General features: G+C 70.7%; 13 protein-coding genes. 6 read left to right on the top strand and 7 right to left on the bottom strand.

The annotated features are described in order from the left end of the window. The first annotated feature begins 43 nt into the window (after positions 1-43). Positions 44-1,480 carry a PLP-dependent aminotransferase family protein gene (locus AB0M48_RS09415; protein ID WP_363837810.1) on the top strand — a complete coding sequence of 479 codons (1,437 nt, stop codon included), beginning with the start codon at positions 44-46 and terminating at the stop codon, positions 1,478-1,480. Between the two features lie 297 nt (positions 1,481-1,777). On the opposite strand, the gene AB0M48_RS09410 is transcribed toward AB0M48_RS09415, so the two are convergent. Then, entirely contained in the window at positions 1,778-2,557 is a 780-nt protein-coding gene (locus AB0M48_RS09410; protein ID WP_363837807.1) for a hypothetical protein, read from the bottom strand. A gap of 243 nt (positions 2,558-2,800) precedes the next feature. Here AB0M48_RS09410 and AB0M48_RS09405 point away from each other — a divergent pair, with 243 nt between their 5' ends. Next, positions 2,801-3,667, top strand: coding sequence for a hypothetical protein (locus tag AB0M48_RS09405; RefSeq protein WP_363837803.1), 867 nt, complete (start codon positions 2,801-2,803; stop codon positions 3,665-3,667). Here AB0M48_RS09405 and AB0M48_RS09400 read toward each other — a convergent pair. The 4 genes from AB0M48_RS09400 to AB0M48_RS09385 all read right to left on the bottom strand — a co-directional run bounded on the left by AB0M48_RS09400 (position 3,598) and on the right by AB0M48_RS09385 (position 8,001). Beyond that, complete coding sequence (locus AB0M48_RS09400) at positions 3,598-5,625, bottom strand: CHAT domain-containing protein (protein ID WP_363837800.1); 2,028 nt, start codon at positions 5,623-5,625, stop codon at positions 3,598-3,600. The two genes, AB0M48_RS09405 and AB0M48_RS09400, sit on opposite strands and share 70 nt — an antisense overlap. After that, a complete protein-coding gene (locus AB0M48_RS09395) occupies positions 5,622-5,981 on the bottom strand; it encodes a hypothetical protein (protein ID WP_363837796.1) in 360 nt (119 codons plus the stop codon). The genes AB0M48_RS09400 and AB0M48_RS09395 overlap by 4 nt, the downstream gene beginning before the upstream one ends. Before the next feature lie 229 nt (positions 5,982-6,210). Then, on the bottom strand, positions 6,211-6,741 hold the full coding sequence (locus tag AB0M48_RS09390; protein WP_363837792.1) for a sigma-70 family RNA polymerase sigma factor: 531 nt from the start codon (positions 6,739-6,741) through the stop codon (positions 6,211-6,213). A gap of 96 nt (positions 6,742-6,837) precedes the next feature. Then, on the bottom strand, positions 6,838-8,001 hold the full coding sequence (locus tag AB0M48_RS09385; RefSeq protein ID WP_363837788.1) for a pyridoxal phosphate-dependent aminotransferase: 1,164 nt from the start codon (positions 7,999-8,001) through the stop codon (positions 6,838-6,840). Positions 8,002-8,081: 80 nt separating this feature from the next. Between AB0M48_RS09385 and AB0M48_RS09380 the strand changes: the two genes are divergently transcribed. Further along, on the top strand, positions 8,082-9,278 hold the full coding sequence (locus AB0M48_RS09380; RefSeq protein WP_363838351.1) for a DUF445 domain-containing protein: 1,197 nt from the start codon (positions 8,082-8,084) through the stop codon (positions 9,276-9,278). Here AB0M48_RS09380 and AB0M48_RS09375 read toward each other — a convergent pair. After that, positions 9,251-9,736, bottom strand: a complete 486-nt coding sequence (locus AB0M48_RS09375; protein ID WP_363837785.1) for a CGNR zinc finger domain-containing protein — start codon at positions 9,734-9,736, stop codon at positions 9,251-9,253. The two genes, AB0M48_RS09380 and AB0M48_RS09375, sit on opposite strands and share 28 nt — an antisense overlap. Before the next feature lie 85 nt (positions 9,737-9,821). On the opposite strand from AB0M48_RS09375, the gene AB0M48_RS09370 reads away from it, so the two are divergent. From AB0M48_RS09370 to AB0M48_RS09360, 3 genes are read left to right on the top strand one after another with little or no spacing between them, the layout of a single operon-like run. Continuing rightward, on the top strand, positions 9,822-10,346 hold the full coding sequence (locus AB0M48_RS09370; protein WP_363837782.1) for a PadR family transcriptional regulator: 525 nt from the start codon (positions 9,822-9,824) through the stop codon (positions 10,344-10,346). Then, positions 10,343-11,020 carry an ABC transporter ATP-binding protein gene (locus AB0M48_RS09365; RefSeq protein ID WP_363837779.1) on the top strand — a complete coding sequence of 226 codons (678 nt, stop codon included), beginning with the start codon at positions 10,343-10,345 and terminating at the stop codon, positions 11,018-11,020. The genes AB0M48_RS09370 and AB0M48_RS09365 overlap by 4 nt, the downstream gene beginning before the upstream one ends. Then, positions 11,017-13,254 (top strand): FtsX-like permease family protein, encoded by a 2,238-nt coding sequence (locus AB0M48_RS09360; RefSeq protein ID WP_363837776.1) that lies wholly within the window; start codon positions 11,017-11,019, stop codon positions 13,252-13,254. Before AB0M48_RS09365 ends, AB0M48_RS09360 begins: the two co-directional genes overlap by 4 nt. Here AB0M48_RS09360 and AB0M48_RS09355 read toward each other — a convergent pair. Continuing rightward, on the bottom strand, positions 13,190-15,217 hold the full coding sequence (locus AB0M48_RS09355) for an NACHT domain-containing protein (RefSeq protein WP_363837773.1): 2,028 nt from the start codon (positions 15,215-15,217) through the stop codon (positions 13,190-13,192). The two genes, AB0M48_RS09360 and AB0M48_RS09355, sit on opposite strands and share 65 nt — an antisense overlap. Between the last annotated feature and the right edge of the window lie 71 nt (positions 15,218-15,288).

The raw sequence follows: 15,288 nt of genomic DNA, 5'->3' as shown, positions 1-15,288 counted from the left end.
GATTGGCCTGGTAATCCATAGCCAATTCGGGATAATTGGCTTCATGCTCCCACCAGGTGGACGTATATCCGGTGCTCGACTGGCTCGGCTGCTGGGTGAGTGGCGTCGCGGCGGTGCCCGGCAGGGGTCCGTCGACCTCGCCGCGGCGCTGAAACTGCTGGTCGCGGACGGCCGGTTGCCCGTCGGGACGCGGCTGCCGTCCGAACGCGAGCTCACCGACGCGCTGCCGGTGAGCCGCACCACCATCACCGCCGCGCTGGACCAGCTGCGCACCGAGGGGGTCGTGGCGTCGCGGCGCGGGGCCGGGTCGTGGATCAACGGTCCGGTCGGCGCCGGTGGCGGCATCACGGGCGGCGACGACACGTTGATCGACCTGACCCGGTGTGCGCCGCCGGCGCATCCCGGCCTGCGGCAGGCCATGGTGGCGGCGATGGCCCAGATGCCCGAGCATCTGGGCTCGCACGGCTATCACGAACGCGGGCTGCCCGTGCTGCGTCAGGTGATCGCCGATCGGTACACCGCGAGAGGACTGCCGACCTCCGCGGACCAGATCGTGGTCACGTCCGGAGCGCAGCACGCGTGGGCGTTGACGCTGCGGTTGTTCGCCGGGCCCGGCGACCGGGTTCTGGTCGAGCAGCCGACCTATCCCAACGCGCTGGAGGCGGTGCGGGCGGCGTCGGCGATCCCGGTACCGGTGCCGATGACGGAGGACGGCTGGGACGTCGACGCCTACGAGGCGGCGTTGCGGCAGGTCGGGCCGCGGCTGGCCTACCTCATCCCGGACTTCCAGAACCCGACCGGATCGCTGCTCCCCTCCGCCGGACGGGAAGCTCTCGTCGCCGTGCTGCGGAAGGCCCACACGCCGCTCGTCGTCGACGAGACGCTGGTCGAGCTGTCGCTGACCGACGAACCGATGCCGTTGCCGATGGCGGCGTTCGGCGGAGACCTGGTGGTGACGCTGGGATCGGCGAGCAAGTCGCACTGGGGCGGACTGCGCGTCGGGTGGATCCGGGCATCGGTGGACATCGTGCACCGCCTGACGTCCACGCGGGCGGCGATCGACCTGGGGACGCCGGTGTTCGAGCAGCTGGTGCTGGCCGACCTGCTGAAGGATCCGGAACCCGTGCTGCGGCAGCGGCGCCTGGAGTTCGCCGCGCAACGGGACGTCGCGGTGCGGACGCTGGCGGAGCACTGTCCACAGTGGAGTTTCAAGGTGCCGGCCGGCGGTCTCGGCCTGTGGTGCACGCTCGACGCGCCGGTCAGCACCCGGATCGCCGTGATGGCGCAGAACCACGGCCTGCGGCTCGTGCCCGGCCCCAGGTGGGCCGTGCACGGAGGGTGCGAGCAGATGCTCCGAGTGCCGTACACGCAGTCACCCGAAGTGCTGCGAGAAGCGATAGGCCGTTTGGGTGTGATAGCTGCATCTGTTGCAGGAACAGGCTTTCCGTCGGATGCCGAGCTGTCGACGCCGGTCGCGTGAAACACGTCGGCCCGGTCTCCCGCAGCGGGGGAGACCGGGCCGACGAACCTGCAAACGAGAGGCCTGCGGAGGGGAACGTCCCAGGGATTGGCGTTCCCCGTCCGCAGGTTTCCCGTGTGGTCCGAGACTGCGGGGGCAGCGCGGCACTCGGACCAGACCCGACCTGCCAGGGCGCGGTTGGCAGGTCAGGAAGACTGGGGGTTCCTTGCGTACAACGGGAAATGAGAGGAGGAGTTACTGGCGCGACGGAACGAGACGGTCACAAATCGCGCAGAGGGCAGACTTGTCCTGTCGGACTCAGTCGGGTGACGTGCTGGGCAGACCCGGAATGCTGCCGGGCGCAGTGCCGTCGCGACGCTCCTCGACCGACCACGTGGCGGGCGGGAAGAGCGAGTTGTGCGACGTCAGGACAGCGAGCACGCCGCGCGTGCCGCCGGAGTTGTCGGTGTGGCCGGACGACGCGAAGGCCGTCGCGACCACGGGGGCCTGCTGCGGTGCGGGCAGCGGCGCGTCCGGGCCGGGAACGGACCAGTTGTAGTCGTTCGCCGGCGCGGGTTCGGTCTTCACGGGAGCGGGCACCGGAAGATCGGGCAGGAGCTGCACGGCCTTCTTGACCACCAGGACGGGCGCGGGTGGCGGAGGAGGCGGCGGCGGGGGCAGTGCGGCCGCGAGCCTCGCGGCGATTTTGGCGGCGCGGACCTTGGCCTTGGCCTCGATGACCTCGGGCGGTGCCTCGTTCGAGATGGTGCCCGAGCGCGAGTTGCTGGTCGAACCGCCGGTGAAGTCGAGGATCGGGCTCTCGTCGGGCTCTTCCTGGGGCTCTTCTTCCGGCTCGGTCAGCACCGGCGGCGGCGGGACGAACGTCTCCGGCTGGTGCTTCTCCAGCACCGACGCGGTGAACGCCTCCGCCCATCCGGCCGGGTCGTCGAGCAGCTGCGGGGCTTGGGCGGCGGCCTCGGTGGTGATCTCGGCGGCAGGGGGTTCCTCGGGACTGGCGGACGCGGTCGTTCCGCTCAGCAGCCAGGCGGCGGCGCTGAGCCCGCCGAGGGCAGCAGTCCGCAGCAGCAGTGCACGCACTCCACCACCTGCCACGAGATCACCACCCGTCCACCGTTTCGGGTCACCTTCAACGCACAGCGCGCCATCGGAGGTCGACGTAGAGCTATGTCTAGCACCGGTGAGTGACTTTGCGAACCCACTCCGCGCTAAACACCCGGAAGGGCGGTCTTGTGCGGCTGTCCGTGTCGCTCTGATCAGGCGTGAACACCCTCAGTGTCGTCATCGGATCGAGTGACATTGCGCGTCGGTCCCCTGTGGACCGTGTCGCGGCGCGAGATGGTGTCCGTCGTGGACGCGCCCAAGCAGGTCAACAGCCTCTCTGAGCTGGTCGATCACGCCTCCGCCGAGCTCGGTCCGGTGGTCGTGCACGATCCGGCCGGTCCAAACGAGTGCTTGGTCCGTTCGGGGGAACTGGTGGTCCTGCCAGCGGACGCACCCACTGTGCGCAAGCGCTTGCGAGGCGTCTACTCGCACGAGGAGATCGCTTCGGGCGCCATCCGCATGTACCTGAAAGCCCCCGAACGAGCACGCGTCGTCGAACTCGCCGCCGAGGTGGGTGCCACCCCGAACCACGTCCACCTCGCCTGCCCGATCATGATCGGCACCTCCCGGCCGGTGATCGGCGAGCGCCTTCCGGACCTGCTGGGCGAGTGCACGGTCGCGTTGCTCGACACCCCTCTCGACGCCCCGCACGGCGCGTTGGTCGCCGGCGTCCTCCGCCACCACGGCGCCTCGGTGCGCCCGTTCCCCGTCCTGGGCGCCTCGGGCTTCGGCGACGACCTCACCCTCGCCGCCGCGTTGCGCGCCACCCGCGACCTGCCGGTGGTGCTGGTCGCGTCCGGCACCTACTCGTTCGACGACCTCTGCCCGCCGGTCCTGGCCGGCTGCGGCGGCACCGTGGTGGCCGCGGCGGGCAACGGCGGTTCCGAACGCCCGTGGTGGCCCGCCGCCCTGCCCTCGGTGACGGCGGTGGGTGCCTCGGCCGCCTTCTCCGGCCGCGGGGCCTGGGTGGACGTGGTCGCGTCCGGGGTCGACGTGCCGGCGACGGTCGGGACCTCTCAGCTGCTCTGCACCGGCACGTCGTTCGCCGCCGCCCTGCACGCCGCCACCCTCGTGCCGGTGCCGTAGCAGCTGAAGCCCAGGTGGGCGACGGCCCGCGCGGCTTCCGCCGGGTGGTCGACGAGGCGGTGGACCTCGGCCATGGCCGCGCCGACCCGCGCGTCCGGCACCGGCAGCACGCTCGCGATCACCGCTCTGGTGCCCGCGTCGAGGAACGCGCGGGCGAGGCCCGACTCGCAGGCCGACAGGACGACCGTCTCGGGCGGGTGCTCGATCCTCGCGATGTCGTAGCCGTAGAGCGGGCCGTCCCGCAGTTCGAGGTGGGAGAACAGCGGGTTGTCCGGGTGCACGTGCCCGTGCGCCGCGATGTGCACGATCCCGGCGCCGTCGAGCTGCTTGAGCGTCGACTCCACAGTGGACTCGATGATGGTGCCCCCGTGTTCCCGTTGCAGTGCGGGCACTTCGTCGTGGGACAGCCCCGGTCCGGTGACCCAGAGCCGGTGGCCGCCGCGACCGGAAGGCCTCCACCGGCTCAACGACGGAACGACGTGGACCCGGCGGCCCAGCGCCGCCCACGGCATCTCGTTCAGCACCCCGTCGGGGATCACGACGACCTCCTCCTCGTCCGGCAGCAGGTCGGTGGTGACGGCGCGCCCGGCGCGCAGCGCGAGCTTCGCGGAGCGGACGAGTTCGGAGGGATCGGGAACCACGCGCATGCGGGCACGTCCGTCGACGAGCGTGACGGCCTTCATCTGTCCTTCGTGGACGATGAAGCTGACGAGCGGCAGTCCCGTCGGTACGGCGTTCGTGCCCACGCTTCTCCTGGACGCGAGGGTCAGCCTTCGCACGTCCCGCTCCAACGGCTCCAGCGGCAGTCCGAACGCCTTCGCGCGGCGCAGGTCGGTGAGCGCCTGCGCGAGCCCGGGGTCGTTGGGAGGCAGCGGAACCGAGGTCCGGTGCCGCTCTGACCAGTGCAGCACCTCGCGAGCCGTCCTGGCGAGCCCGAGCGCGTGGCCGGTCAGCTCGCGGCGCGGCCAGTCGCCGTGGTGTTCGTCGAGCACCTTCAGACCCGCCCGGCACGCGGCCAGCGCACCTCGCCGATCAGACCGCAGGGCCTGCGCGAGCCACCCGAGCGCCCGTGTCTGGGCCGGCCCGCGAAACCGGTGCGCCGCAACGGCGTCCAGCTTCCCGGCCGCCAGCATGAACTCGACGTCCGTGCCGCCGTGCCGGATCGCCGGAGCCGGATCCCCGTCCCGCAACGCACAACGCGCGCTCAGCACGGCCAGCTCGGGTACGTGCCGATCGCACCGCCGCAGCAACTCCATCGCGGGCGCCAGCACCCGCCGCGCGTCCGCCGTCAGCCCGGCCGCGAGCAACGCCTCCGCCCGGTCGACGAGTGCCTCCGGCCGGCTCGCCGAGTCCAGACCGGCCTTCGCGGCCTCCTCGTACCTGCGCAGGGCCAGCGGCAGATCGCCGGCGAGCATCGCGACGAACCCCCTGTTGTGCAGGCACATCGCTGCCCTTCCCGGCTCGCCCATCGCCCGCAGCAGCGTCTCCGCGGCCCTGAAGTCGGCCTCGGCGGACGTCAGCCTGGTCGCGTTGCACCGGGCGATCCCGCGTCCGATCAGCGCGTTGGCCAGCCACCTCTCGTCGCCGTACCTGCGCAGCTCCCGGATGACCGCGGTGAGTTCGGCGATCGCCAGCAAGGGCTCCTGGCAGAGGTGCAGCCCGCGAAGACACCTGGCCCGAGCCAGCTCCCTGCCGCGCAGCAGGGGTGTCGCGAGGTCGAGGTGCTCGAGGCTCCGCTTGCGGCGGCCCCGGTCCAGCTCGATCCACGCCAGCGTGAGGTGGAACCGCGCCTCGCCGGTGAGCCGCAGCCCGCGACGGGCGAACCGGGCGGCGACGTCGAGGTGGCCGAGCTCGACGTGGGCGACGCTGAGGTCGTGCAGGGCGTCGGCGCGCTGGGCCCTGGTGCCGCGGACCTCGGTCGTCTCGATGGTCGCTCGCGGGTCGGCGCTCGCGCTCATGCGACGAACCAGCCGGTCGTGAGGCCCAGGCCGGGCACGGTCACGCACACCGGGCCCGGCCGGACGGTCGCGCGGAACCAGCCCTCGGGATCCGGCCGCAGTGCCTGGACGGACGACGGCGTGTGGATCTCGACGGCGAGGCCGCTGTCGTCCAGCACGCCGGTGAGGTGGCCGGGGTCCAGCTGCAGGTGCAGGCGGCCGGTGCCGAGGTGGAACACGAGCTGGCGCGAGGGGCCGCGGACCGGTTCGTCCACAGGGGCCATCGGTTCGAGGCCCGTCGGGCGCGGTGCGACGGCGGGCGGTGGGGTGTCCGAGCTGAGCAGGCCGGCGATCTCGTCGAGCAGCGAGTCCCTCATCGCGAACCTCCGGGGTTGAGCACGCTGTGGACAACTGGCTGAGGCGAGGTGTCGGCGCAGGACATGGCGACGGGTTCGGCCTGGGGCGGCACGTCAGCGCATGTCAGGACCGCAGCCTCCGACGGGATGCCTGCACAGCCCGGAGTTGTGGGCAGCTTGCGGACGCCTGGCCGGGGCGGGGCGTCGGTGCGATCGAAGAGGTCGGCCAGCAGGGCCAGAAGGTCGTCCCTCATCGCAGGTCCACCAGCTTCCGCCGCAGCTCAGCGAGGCAACGACTGCGCGTGGAGCCAACGCTCCCCAGCTTCATCCCCAGGGCGTCGGCAACCTGTGCATAACTCAGTTCGGGGCTGTGGGCAGCGATCCTCAGCAGCCGCTGGCAGCGCTCGTTCAAGGTCATCAGCGCGGACCACAGCCGGCGCTGCCGATCGTTGGTGATGGCGACCTCGTCCGGAGTCGGCAGGACGGACGCCGGCTCCCAGAGGTCGTAGGACACCTCGCGGCCCCGAGTGCGCAGGACCGCTATCGACTGGCGGGACGCGGTACGGACCAGCCAGGTCGCGAGGTGCTCGGGTTCTCGGAGGCGGGTGAGGTGTTCTGCCAGGCAGAGCCAGGTGCACTGGTAGACGTCGGCGGCGTCGGTCTGGCTCAGGCGGAACGATCTGGGCACCGCCCAGACCAGCCGGGAGTAGCGCTCGACGAGGGCGTCCCAGCCGGAGAGACCGGAACGCCACGCGGTGAGAACCTCAGTGTTCGAGTCCATGCCATTTGGAGTCGAACTCCGGAGCCACGGCTCCACACCTCACCCGAAAGTGGGTTGTCCACAGTTGTGGAGAAACTCATCCACACCTGTGGACAACTACAACTTGTGGAGGCGCTCCACGGCTTCGTCGATCACGGCGTCCTGCTTGCAGAACGCGAACCGGATGAGGTGCTTCCACTGGTCGGGCCGGTCCGTGAACACCTGCACCGGCACGGCAGCGACGCCGATCCGGGCGGGCAGGTCGCGGCACAGGGCCAGGCCGTCCGTGTAACCCAGCGGCCGGACGTCCGCGCAGATGAAGTAGGTGCCTTCGGACGAGCGGACCTCGAAGCCGGCCGCGCTCAGGCCCTCGGCCAGGCGTGCGCGCTTCGACGCCAGCGAGTCCCGCAGCCCGGTGACCCAGTCCAGTTCGGCGGTCAGGGCGTGGGCGACGGCGGGCTGGAACGGTGCGCCGCCGACGAAGGTCATGAACTGCTTGGCCGCGCGGACCGCCGAGACGAGTTCGGCGCGGCCGCAGACCCAGCCGATCTTCCAGCCGGTGCAGTTGAACGTCTTCCCGGCCCCGGAGATCGACAACGTCCGCGTCGCCATGCCCGGCAGCGAGGCCAGCGGGATGTGGACGAGTCCGTCGAACACCAGGTGCTCGTAGACCTCGTCCGTGATCGCCAGCAGGTCGTGCTCCACGCACAGTGCGGCGATCGCTTGGAGCTCCTCCAAGCGGAAGACCGTGCCGGTCGGGTTGTGCGGCGTGTTGACCAGGATGGCCCGAGTCCGCGGCGTCACGGCCGCGCGCAGGGCGTCGACGTCCAGCGCCAGCCGGCCGGAGGCGTCCTCGCGCAGGCCGACGGTCACCCGCGTCGCGCCCGCCAAGGCCACGGAGGCGGCGTACGAGTCGTAGTACGGCTCGATCAGGATCACCTCGTCGCCGGCCTCGACCAGCGCCAGCAACGAGGCCGCGATCGCCTCGGTGGCGCCGACGGTCACCAGGACCTCGGTGTCCGGGTCGTAGGAGAGTCCGTAGCGGGAGCGGTGGGCGGCGACGGCGCGGCGCAGCACCGGCATGCCCGGACCGGGCGGGTACTGGTTCACCCCCGACGCGATCGCCGACTGGGCGGCCTGCAGCATCGACGACGGACCATCGGTGTCGGGGAAGCCCTGACCGAGGTTGACGGCGTCGTGCTGCACGGCCAGCGCCGTCATCTCCGCGAAGATGGTCGACGTGAACGGCTGCAACCGGGGAACTAGCGCTGGTACCCGCACAACGCAGGATCTTCACGGACAATGTGGTTGTGGAGCAACTGACCGCCGCTGACCAGCAGAAGCGCACCGACCTGCGCAAGATGAAGCTCGTCGCGACGAGCTTCCTCATAGGCGCGACGATCATCTTCTTCGGCACGCACGCCTTCGAGGGCGCCTGGGTGGGCTACGTGCGGGCCGCCGCGGAGGCTGGCATGGTCGGCGCTCTCGCAGACTGGTTCGCCGTCACGGCCCTTTTCCGCAGGCCACTGGGGCTGCCGATCCCGCACACCGCGATCATCCCCGAACGCAAGAACATGTTCGGGCAGACGCTCGGCGACTTCGTGGGGGTCAACTTCCTGAGCCCCGAGATCGTGCAGGACAAGCTCCGCCGGGCGGGCATCGCGGAACGCGCGGGCGCCTGGATCAAGCAGCCCGCCAACGCCGAGCGGATCACCAACGAGCTCTCGAACGTCCTCAAGGGCGCGATCACGGTCCTGAAGGACGAAGAGGTCCAGGCGGTCGTGGAGCAGGCGATCGTGAAGCGGGTCACGGAGAAGCCGTGGGGTCCGCCGCTGGGCAAGCTGCTCCAGCAGGTCCTGACCGACGGCGCGCACCACAAGCTCGTCGACCTCATGTGCGACCGCGCCTACGAGTGGGTGCGCGACAACTACGACAAGGTCAGCCTCATCGTCTCGGACCGCGCGCCGACCTGGTCGCCCAAGTTCGTCGACGCCCTGCTCGGCGACAAGGTCTACACCGAGCTCGTCAACTTCGCCTGGGCGGTCAAGACCGACGTCAACCACCCGATGCGCCTCGCCGTCGACCAGTTCCTGATCGAGTTCTCCGGCGACATGCAGACCGACGAGGCGACCATGCAGCGCGCCGAGCAGGTCAAGCAGCAGGTGATCGGCCACCCGGACGTCCAGAAGCTGATCAACAGCGCTTGGGGCACGGCCAAGAAGATGCTGCTCGACGCCGCCGAGGACCCGTCCAGTGAGCTGCGCAGGCGCGTCACGCAGGGCCTGATCACGCTCGGCACCAACCTCACGGACGACCCGGAGCTGCGCGCCAAGGTCGACGGCTGGCTGGAGCAGGCCGCCGGGTACGTCGTCGGCAACTACCGCGCGGAGATCACCACGCTGATCACGGACACGGTCGAGCGCTGGGACGCGGAGGAGACCTCGCGCAAGATCGAACTGCAGGTCGGCAGGGACCTGCAGTTCATCCGGATCAACGGCACCGTGGTCGGCGCGCTCGCCGGCCTGGTGATCTACACCGTGGCCAACGTGCTGTTCTGAGCTCTTGTCCGTTTTCGGAACGTGCGGGCCTTCTCGCGGTTCCCGCACACCTGCATCGAGCACCAGGTGCGCGAGCGGTTGCGCGAGCGGTCGAAGAACGCACGCTGGCAATCATCGGCCGGACAGATCTTGAAGCGTTCCCAGGAGCCCAGCACCGCGAGGCGGGCCGACGCGGCGAGCACCGCGCCGAGCGCGTCCGAGCTCGACAGCACCGGAACGCCGTCGGTGAGCTCGATGTGGACGACGCCCGCTGCCGTCTGAGGTCCTGACGACCCCTCGATGGACGACCGCAGTGCCGCACGAGCGGTGCGCGCCTGCGCGAGTTCGCTGCTCCGCCCGAGGCCGCGCTCGGTCACCCACGCGCGCCAGGAGGCTTCACTGTCCAGTACTTGTCGAGTGTTCAGGAAGTCGAGCAGCAGCTCGACGTCGTGATCCCAGCCGACAGTCAGACCAGTCACCCCTCCACTGTAGGCGCACGGCGGTCGCCCGTCAGGGCATCCAGGCAATACACCCGGTGTATACATCGTGTGTATAGTGCTCCGCATGTCGATCGGACACGCACTGTTGGGCCTGCTAGAGGGCGGTCCAAGGCACGGATACGACCTGAAGCGCGCGTATGACGAGCGTTTCGGTCACGACCGGCCGTTGCACTACGGACAGGTGTATTCCACCCTGTCGAGACTGCTGAAGAACGGCCTCGTGAGCGAGGCGGGCGTGGAGGCGGGCGACGGCCCGGAGCGCAAGCGGTACGCGATCACGGACGCCGGGGTCACCGACGTGGAGCGCTGGCTCGGCACGCCGGAGAAGCCCGAGCCGTACCTGCAGAACACCCTCTACGCGAAGGTCGTGCTGGCCCTGCTGTCCGGCCGCAGCGCGACCGAGGTCCTCGACACGCAACGCTCCGCGCACCTCACCGCGATGCGCGAGCTGACCAGGCGCAAGGCGGACGGCGACCTCGCCGACCAGCTCATCTGCGACTTCGCCCTGTTCCACCTCGAAGCGGACCTGCGGTGGCTCGAACTGACCGCGGCCCGCCTCGACAAACTCGCCGAGGAGGTGGCCCGATGACGTCCCTGCTCACCGCTGAGGGCCTCTGCAAGTCGTTCGGGAAGACGAACGCGCTGGACGGTGCCGGCATCTCGATCCGCGAGGGCGAGGTCGTCGCGATCATGGGCCCGTCGGGGTCCGGCAAGTCCACCCTGCTGCACTGCCTCGCGGGCATCCTGCCGCCGGACTCCGGCACGGTCACCTACCGCGGCCGCGACCTGACCGGGATGAGCGACGGCGACCGCAGCGAGTTGCGTCGCACCGAGTTCGGGTTCGTCTTCCAGTTCGGTCAGCTCGTGCCGGAGCTCACCTGCCTGGAGAACGTCGCGCTGCCGCTGCGGCTGAGCGGCATGAAGCGCAGGGACGCCGAGCGCGCGTCGAAGGAGTGGATGGCCCGGCTGGAGGTCGACGAGGTCGCGGACCAGCGGCCCGGCGAGACCTCCGGCGGCCAGGGGCAACGGGTCGCGGTGGCACGTGCGCTGGTCACGGCGCCGAAGGTGATCTTCGCCGACGAACCGACCGGCGCACTCGACTCGCTCAACGGCGAGCGGGTGATGCACCTGCTCACGACCGCGGCAAGGGAGACCGGCGCGGCCGTCGTGCTGGTCACGCACGAACCGCGGGTCGCCGCGTACTCGGACCGCGAGGTCGTGGTGCGCGACGGCCGTTCACGGGACGTGGAGTTCGTCAGGTGAACCGCGTCCTCAGCGACCTCGCCCTGGGCGTCCGGCTGGCTGTCGGGGGCAGCCGGAAGTCCTGGGTGAGGCTCCTGCTCCAAGGTGCCGGCATCGGGATGTGCGTGGCGGTGCTGCTGGTCGCCGCGTCGATCCCCACCGCGTTCGGCAACCGCGACCTGCGCGCGGACGCCCGTGACGTCGTGTCGAAGGGTTCCGGGGCCGCGCCGCTGCTGATCGAGGACGCGGTGGTGGCGTTCCGGTCCGACCACGTCCGGGGCTCTTACGTCCGCGTGCTCGCGCAGGACGCGCCGAAGCCCGCCGGCGTCGACCGGTTGCCGGGCGACGGGGAGGTCGTCGTCTCGCCACGGCTCGCGCAGCTGCTGGCGAGTCCGGAGGGCGAGCTGTTGCGGCCGCGCTTCCCGCAGAAGGTGATCGGCACGTTCGGTCCTGCGGGCATGGACGGCCCGCAGGACCTGCGGTTCCTTGCGGGTGACTCGACGATCGAGCCCACGAAGAGCAACCAGGTCTACGGCTTCGGCCGGACGGGTCTCGGCGGTGGGTTGCCGACCATCCTGCTGATGCTCAGCATCGTTGGCATGGTCGTGCTGCTGTTCCCCGTGCTGGTGTTCGTCAGCGTCGCGACCAGGCTCGCGGCGGCCCAGCGTGACCGCAGGCTGGCGGCGCTGCGGCTGGTCGGAGCGGGGGCGACGCGGGTCAGGCTGATCGCGTCCGGCGAGGCGCTGGCCGGTGCGCTGGTGGGACTGGTCGTCGGGTTCGGGCTGATGTTCGCGTTCCGCCCGTTCGCCGATGACATCCCGTTGCCCGAGATGGCGGTGTTCCCGAGCGATCTCACGCCGACGCTGCCGTTGACGCTCACCGTCGTGGTCGCCGTGCCGGTGCTGGCCGTGCTGACCTCGGTGGTCGCCATGCGCCGCACGATCGTCGAACCTCTCGGCGTAGTGCGGGAGCAGAAGCCGGTGCGGCGCAGGCTGTGGTGGCGGGTCGTGCCCGCCCTGGCCGGCGCGGGGCTGCTGGCGAGCCAGTTCGGTGTTCTTGACGAGAAGTCGAGGCCCACCCAGTGGCCGGTCGTGCTCGGGGTCGTGCTGCTGATGTTCGCCATCCCGGTGCTGTTGCCGTGGCTGGTCGAACGTGTGGTGTACCGGATGCGCGGCGCCACCCCCGCGTTGCAGCTGGCCGTGCGCCGGTTGCAGCTCGACGCGGGCACGGCGGCTCGGGTCGTCGGCGGGGTGGCGGTGGTGCTCGCGGGCACCGTGACGTTGCAGGTGATCTTCGCGGGCGTCGAACACGAGGTGAAGGCCGAGCAGGCGGCGGAGGCCAACTTCCGCTACCTCGCCGTCTCGGTGAACGAGACCGTCGTGGTCCGGGACCTGGCGGACGTGCTCGCCAAGACCCCGGGAGTGGTGGGCGTGCACGAACTGACGCGCACGTACGCGGCAGTGCCGGGCGACAACTACACCAGCATCGTCATCGGTTCGTGCGCTGCGCTCAAGTCGATGGCGAACGTCCCGGACTGCGCGGACGGCAAGGCTTTCAACGTGCCGTCCGAGGAGGGCCGCGACGACGCCAAGCCCGGTGACGTGCTCGAGTTCGAGGAGAACGGCACCACCTGGACGGTGCCGGCGCTGGAGCAGTCGACCGGGAGCCGCTCCGGTCTCTACCTCACCCCGGCCGCGGCCAGGGGCATGAGCCTCGCCGACGCGACCACCGAGGTGCAGGCCGAGCTGGACACGGCGGTGCCGGACGTCGCGGAGCACGTGCGCAACGCCATCGCGCCTTATTCCTGGCGGGTGTACACCTACTACGTCGGCCAGGACGACTCGGCGGAGATCGAGCAGGTGTTCCTCGCGTTGCGCAGGGCGTTGTACGCCGCCGCACTGATCACGTTGTTGCTCGCAGGAGCGTCACTGCTGGTCGTGGCGCTGGAGCAGGTGCGGGAACGACGCCGTCCGCTCGCCGTGATGGCGGCCAGCGGCGTGCCGCGCGGCACGCTCGCCTGGTCGCTGGTGTGGCAGAACGCGATCCCGCTGGTGATCTCCACGGTGGTGTCGGTGGGCACCGGCATCCTGCTCGGAGTACTGGTCACGCGGGTGTTCGGCACCGAGGTGGCTTACGACTGGGCGGGCATCGGGACCGTCACCGGCATTTCTGTCGGGCTGGTCGTGCTGGTCACTGCTCTGACGTTGCCTTCGCTGAGAAGGGCGACCGGAGCGCTGGGCCTGCGGACCGAGTAGTCCTGGACGTCTCCTCGTGCTCTGCCAGGCGGTCCTGCACCAGTCCGTGCCGGAACTGGTAGCAGGCTCCCGCCCGGCAGAGCACGCCGAGCTTGCGCGCGTCCTCCAGGAAGACCATCAGCTCCCAGGGCAGCTTCCCGCGCAGTGCCAGCCAGATCCGGGCGACGGTGAACCACCACCAGCGCAGGTGCAGCACGGCCAGCGCGAACCCGAGCATCAGCCCGGACGCGAGCCCCAGCCCGACCATGCCGGTCTGGGCGGGGCCGAAGACCAGCGCCGCCGCCGATCCGAACACCACGGCCAGCACGAGAGATCCGGTCCAGACGGCGATCCGGTCGCGCGCCATCGTCCACTGAGGACTGGAGGCCTGCGACAGCTCGGTGGCGCTCGACAACGCGAACCGCAGGGCGATCGCGACGGCGAGCCCGAGGCCGACCACGAGCCCGGCGGAAAGTCCGTACAGGGCACCGAAGACGAGTCCGGCGGCGAGTCCGACGACGCCCGGGACGAGCAGCAGACTGCGCCAGATCCCCAGCCGCGGCTTGGCCTTGCGTTCGTGCGACGCGGTCAGCGCGGCGGCGCCGACACCGATGCCCGCGACCAGGCCGGTGATCGGGGCGAGTGACGGCGTGATCGAGTACGCCATCAGCCAGCCGACGCCGAACCCGCCGATCGCGCCCAGCACCAGCGCGCCGAGCACGGCGAGCCACGTGTTGCCGACCGACCGGCGCAGCTCCCACCAGGCCAGCTCGCGGATGCCGCGGTCGCGCATCTCGTGGGCCAGGAACTCGAGCCACTTGCGCGCCCTGTCCCGCGGCCAGACCTGCGTGGCCCTGGCGTGGTGCGCGAACGCCCTGTTGCCGAACGCCCGCGACACCAGCTCGTCGCAGAGGTGGTCGGAGATCGCCCGCGCGTCCGGGAAACGGCCGCGGTCGATCAGTTCGGTCGGCTCCGCCTCGCTGTCCGCGTAGACCACGCTGGCGAGCCACATCGTGAGCGGCGTCGACAGCGCGTCCGCGAGCCTGCCGTCCGGCTCCTCGCGCAGCTGGATGAACACCGGTTCCCAGCGCGCCGCACCCCAGCTGTCGGCGCTCGCCCGCAGGTAGGCGGCGACCTCGTCCAGGTCGAGCGGGGCCAGTTCGACGACGTCCGCGCCGGGCAGCGGACCGGCGAGGTGGACGGCCTGCGCGAACTCGTCCGTGCGGCAGGTCAGCACCAGCGGGCGCTTGGCGGGGAACGCCTTGGCGATCCGCGCGAGAGCGTCCGCGCGCTGGTGCGCGGGGATGTCGTCGAGACCGTCGAGCACGGGCAGGACGAGGTGCTGCTCGATCAGCAGGTCACCGGCGTAGCTGCCGTACAGCTCGGTGTTGCGCAACGCCGGATGGTCCTCGTACAGCCTGCGCGTGAGCCACGTGCGGATGTCCTCGACCGCCGGGTTCCACGTGGACAGAGGCAGCAGCACCGGCACCATGCCGCCGTCGTAGCGGTCCAGCAGTCCGCACGTCAGCAGCATCGCGACCGTCGACTTGCCGGTGCCGGCCCCGCCGATGATCACCATGCGCCGGTTGATCTGGCGTTGGAACGCGTCCACGACCGCGTCGCTGCGTCCCGGCGGCGCGGCCGGTTCGTCGCTCACGTCCAGGTCGGGCGCGATCCAGTGCAGGTCGAGCAGGTCAGGATCGGTGAGGCCGCGCGAGCGGACCTCCTCGTCCCACTGGGCCTGCAGGCCGACGGCGAGCGCGCGGCACGCCGCGTCGAGGTGCTCGTCGGTGCTCAGCGCGGCGTTGTGCCGGCGGCGGACCCAGGGATCGAGCAGAGCCAGCAAGCCCAGGAACGCCAGCGCGAGCACGATCAGCCACAGGTGCGCGTTGATGCCGTGATCGGTCACGAACAGCCCGGCCGCGGTGAGGAGCGCGGTCAGCACGCAACCGGTCAGCAACGCCTGCTGACGGAATCTGGACATGCGTCGCATCATGACGCACCGCATCCGCTGGGGGCCGATTCAGTGACCCGTGTCGTGACGTTTGGTTGTTG

The sequence above is a fragment of the Lentzea sp. NPDC051208 genome (assembly GCF_040682435.1).
GTDB lineage: Bacteria > Actinomycetota > Actinomycetes > Mycobacteriales > Pseudonocardiaceae > Lentzea > Lentzea kristufekii.
The sequence above is the reverse complement of the archived record's forward strand: the minus strand, read 5'-3'. Positions and strand labels throughout refer to the sequence as shown.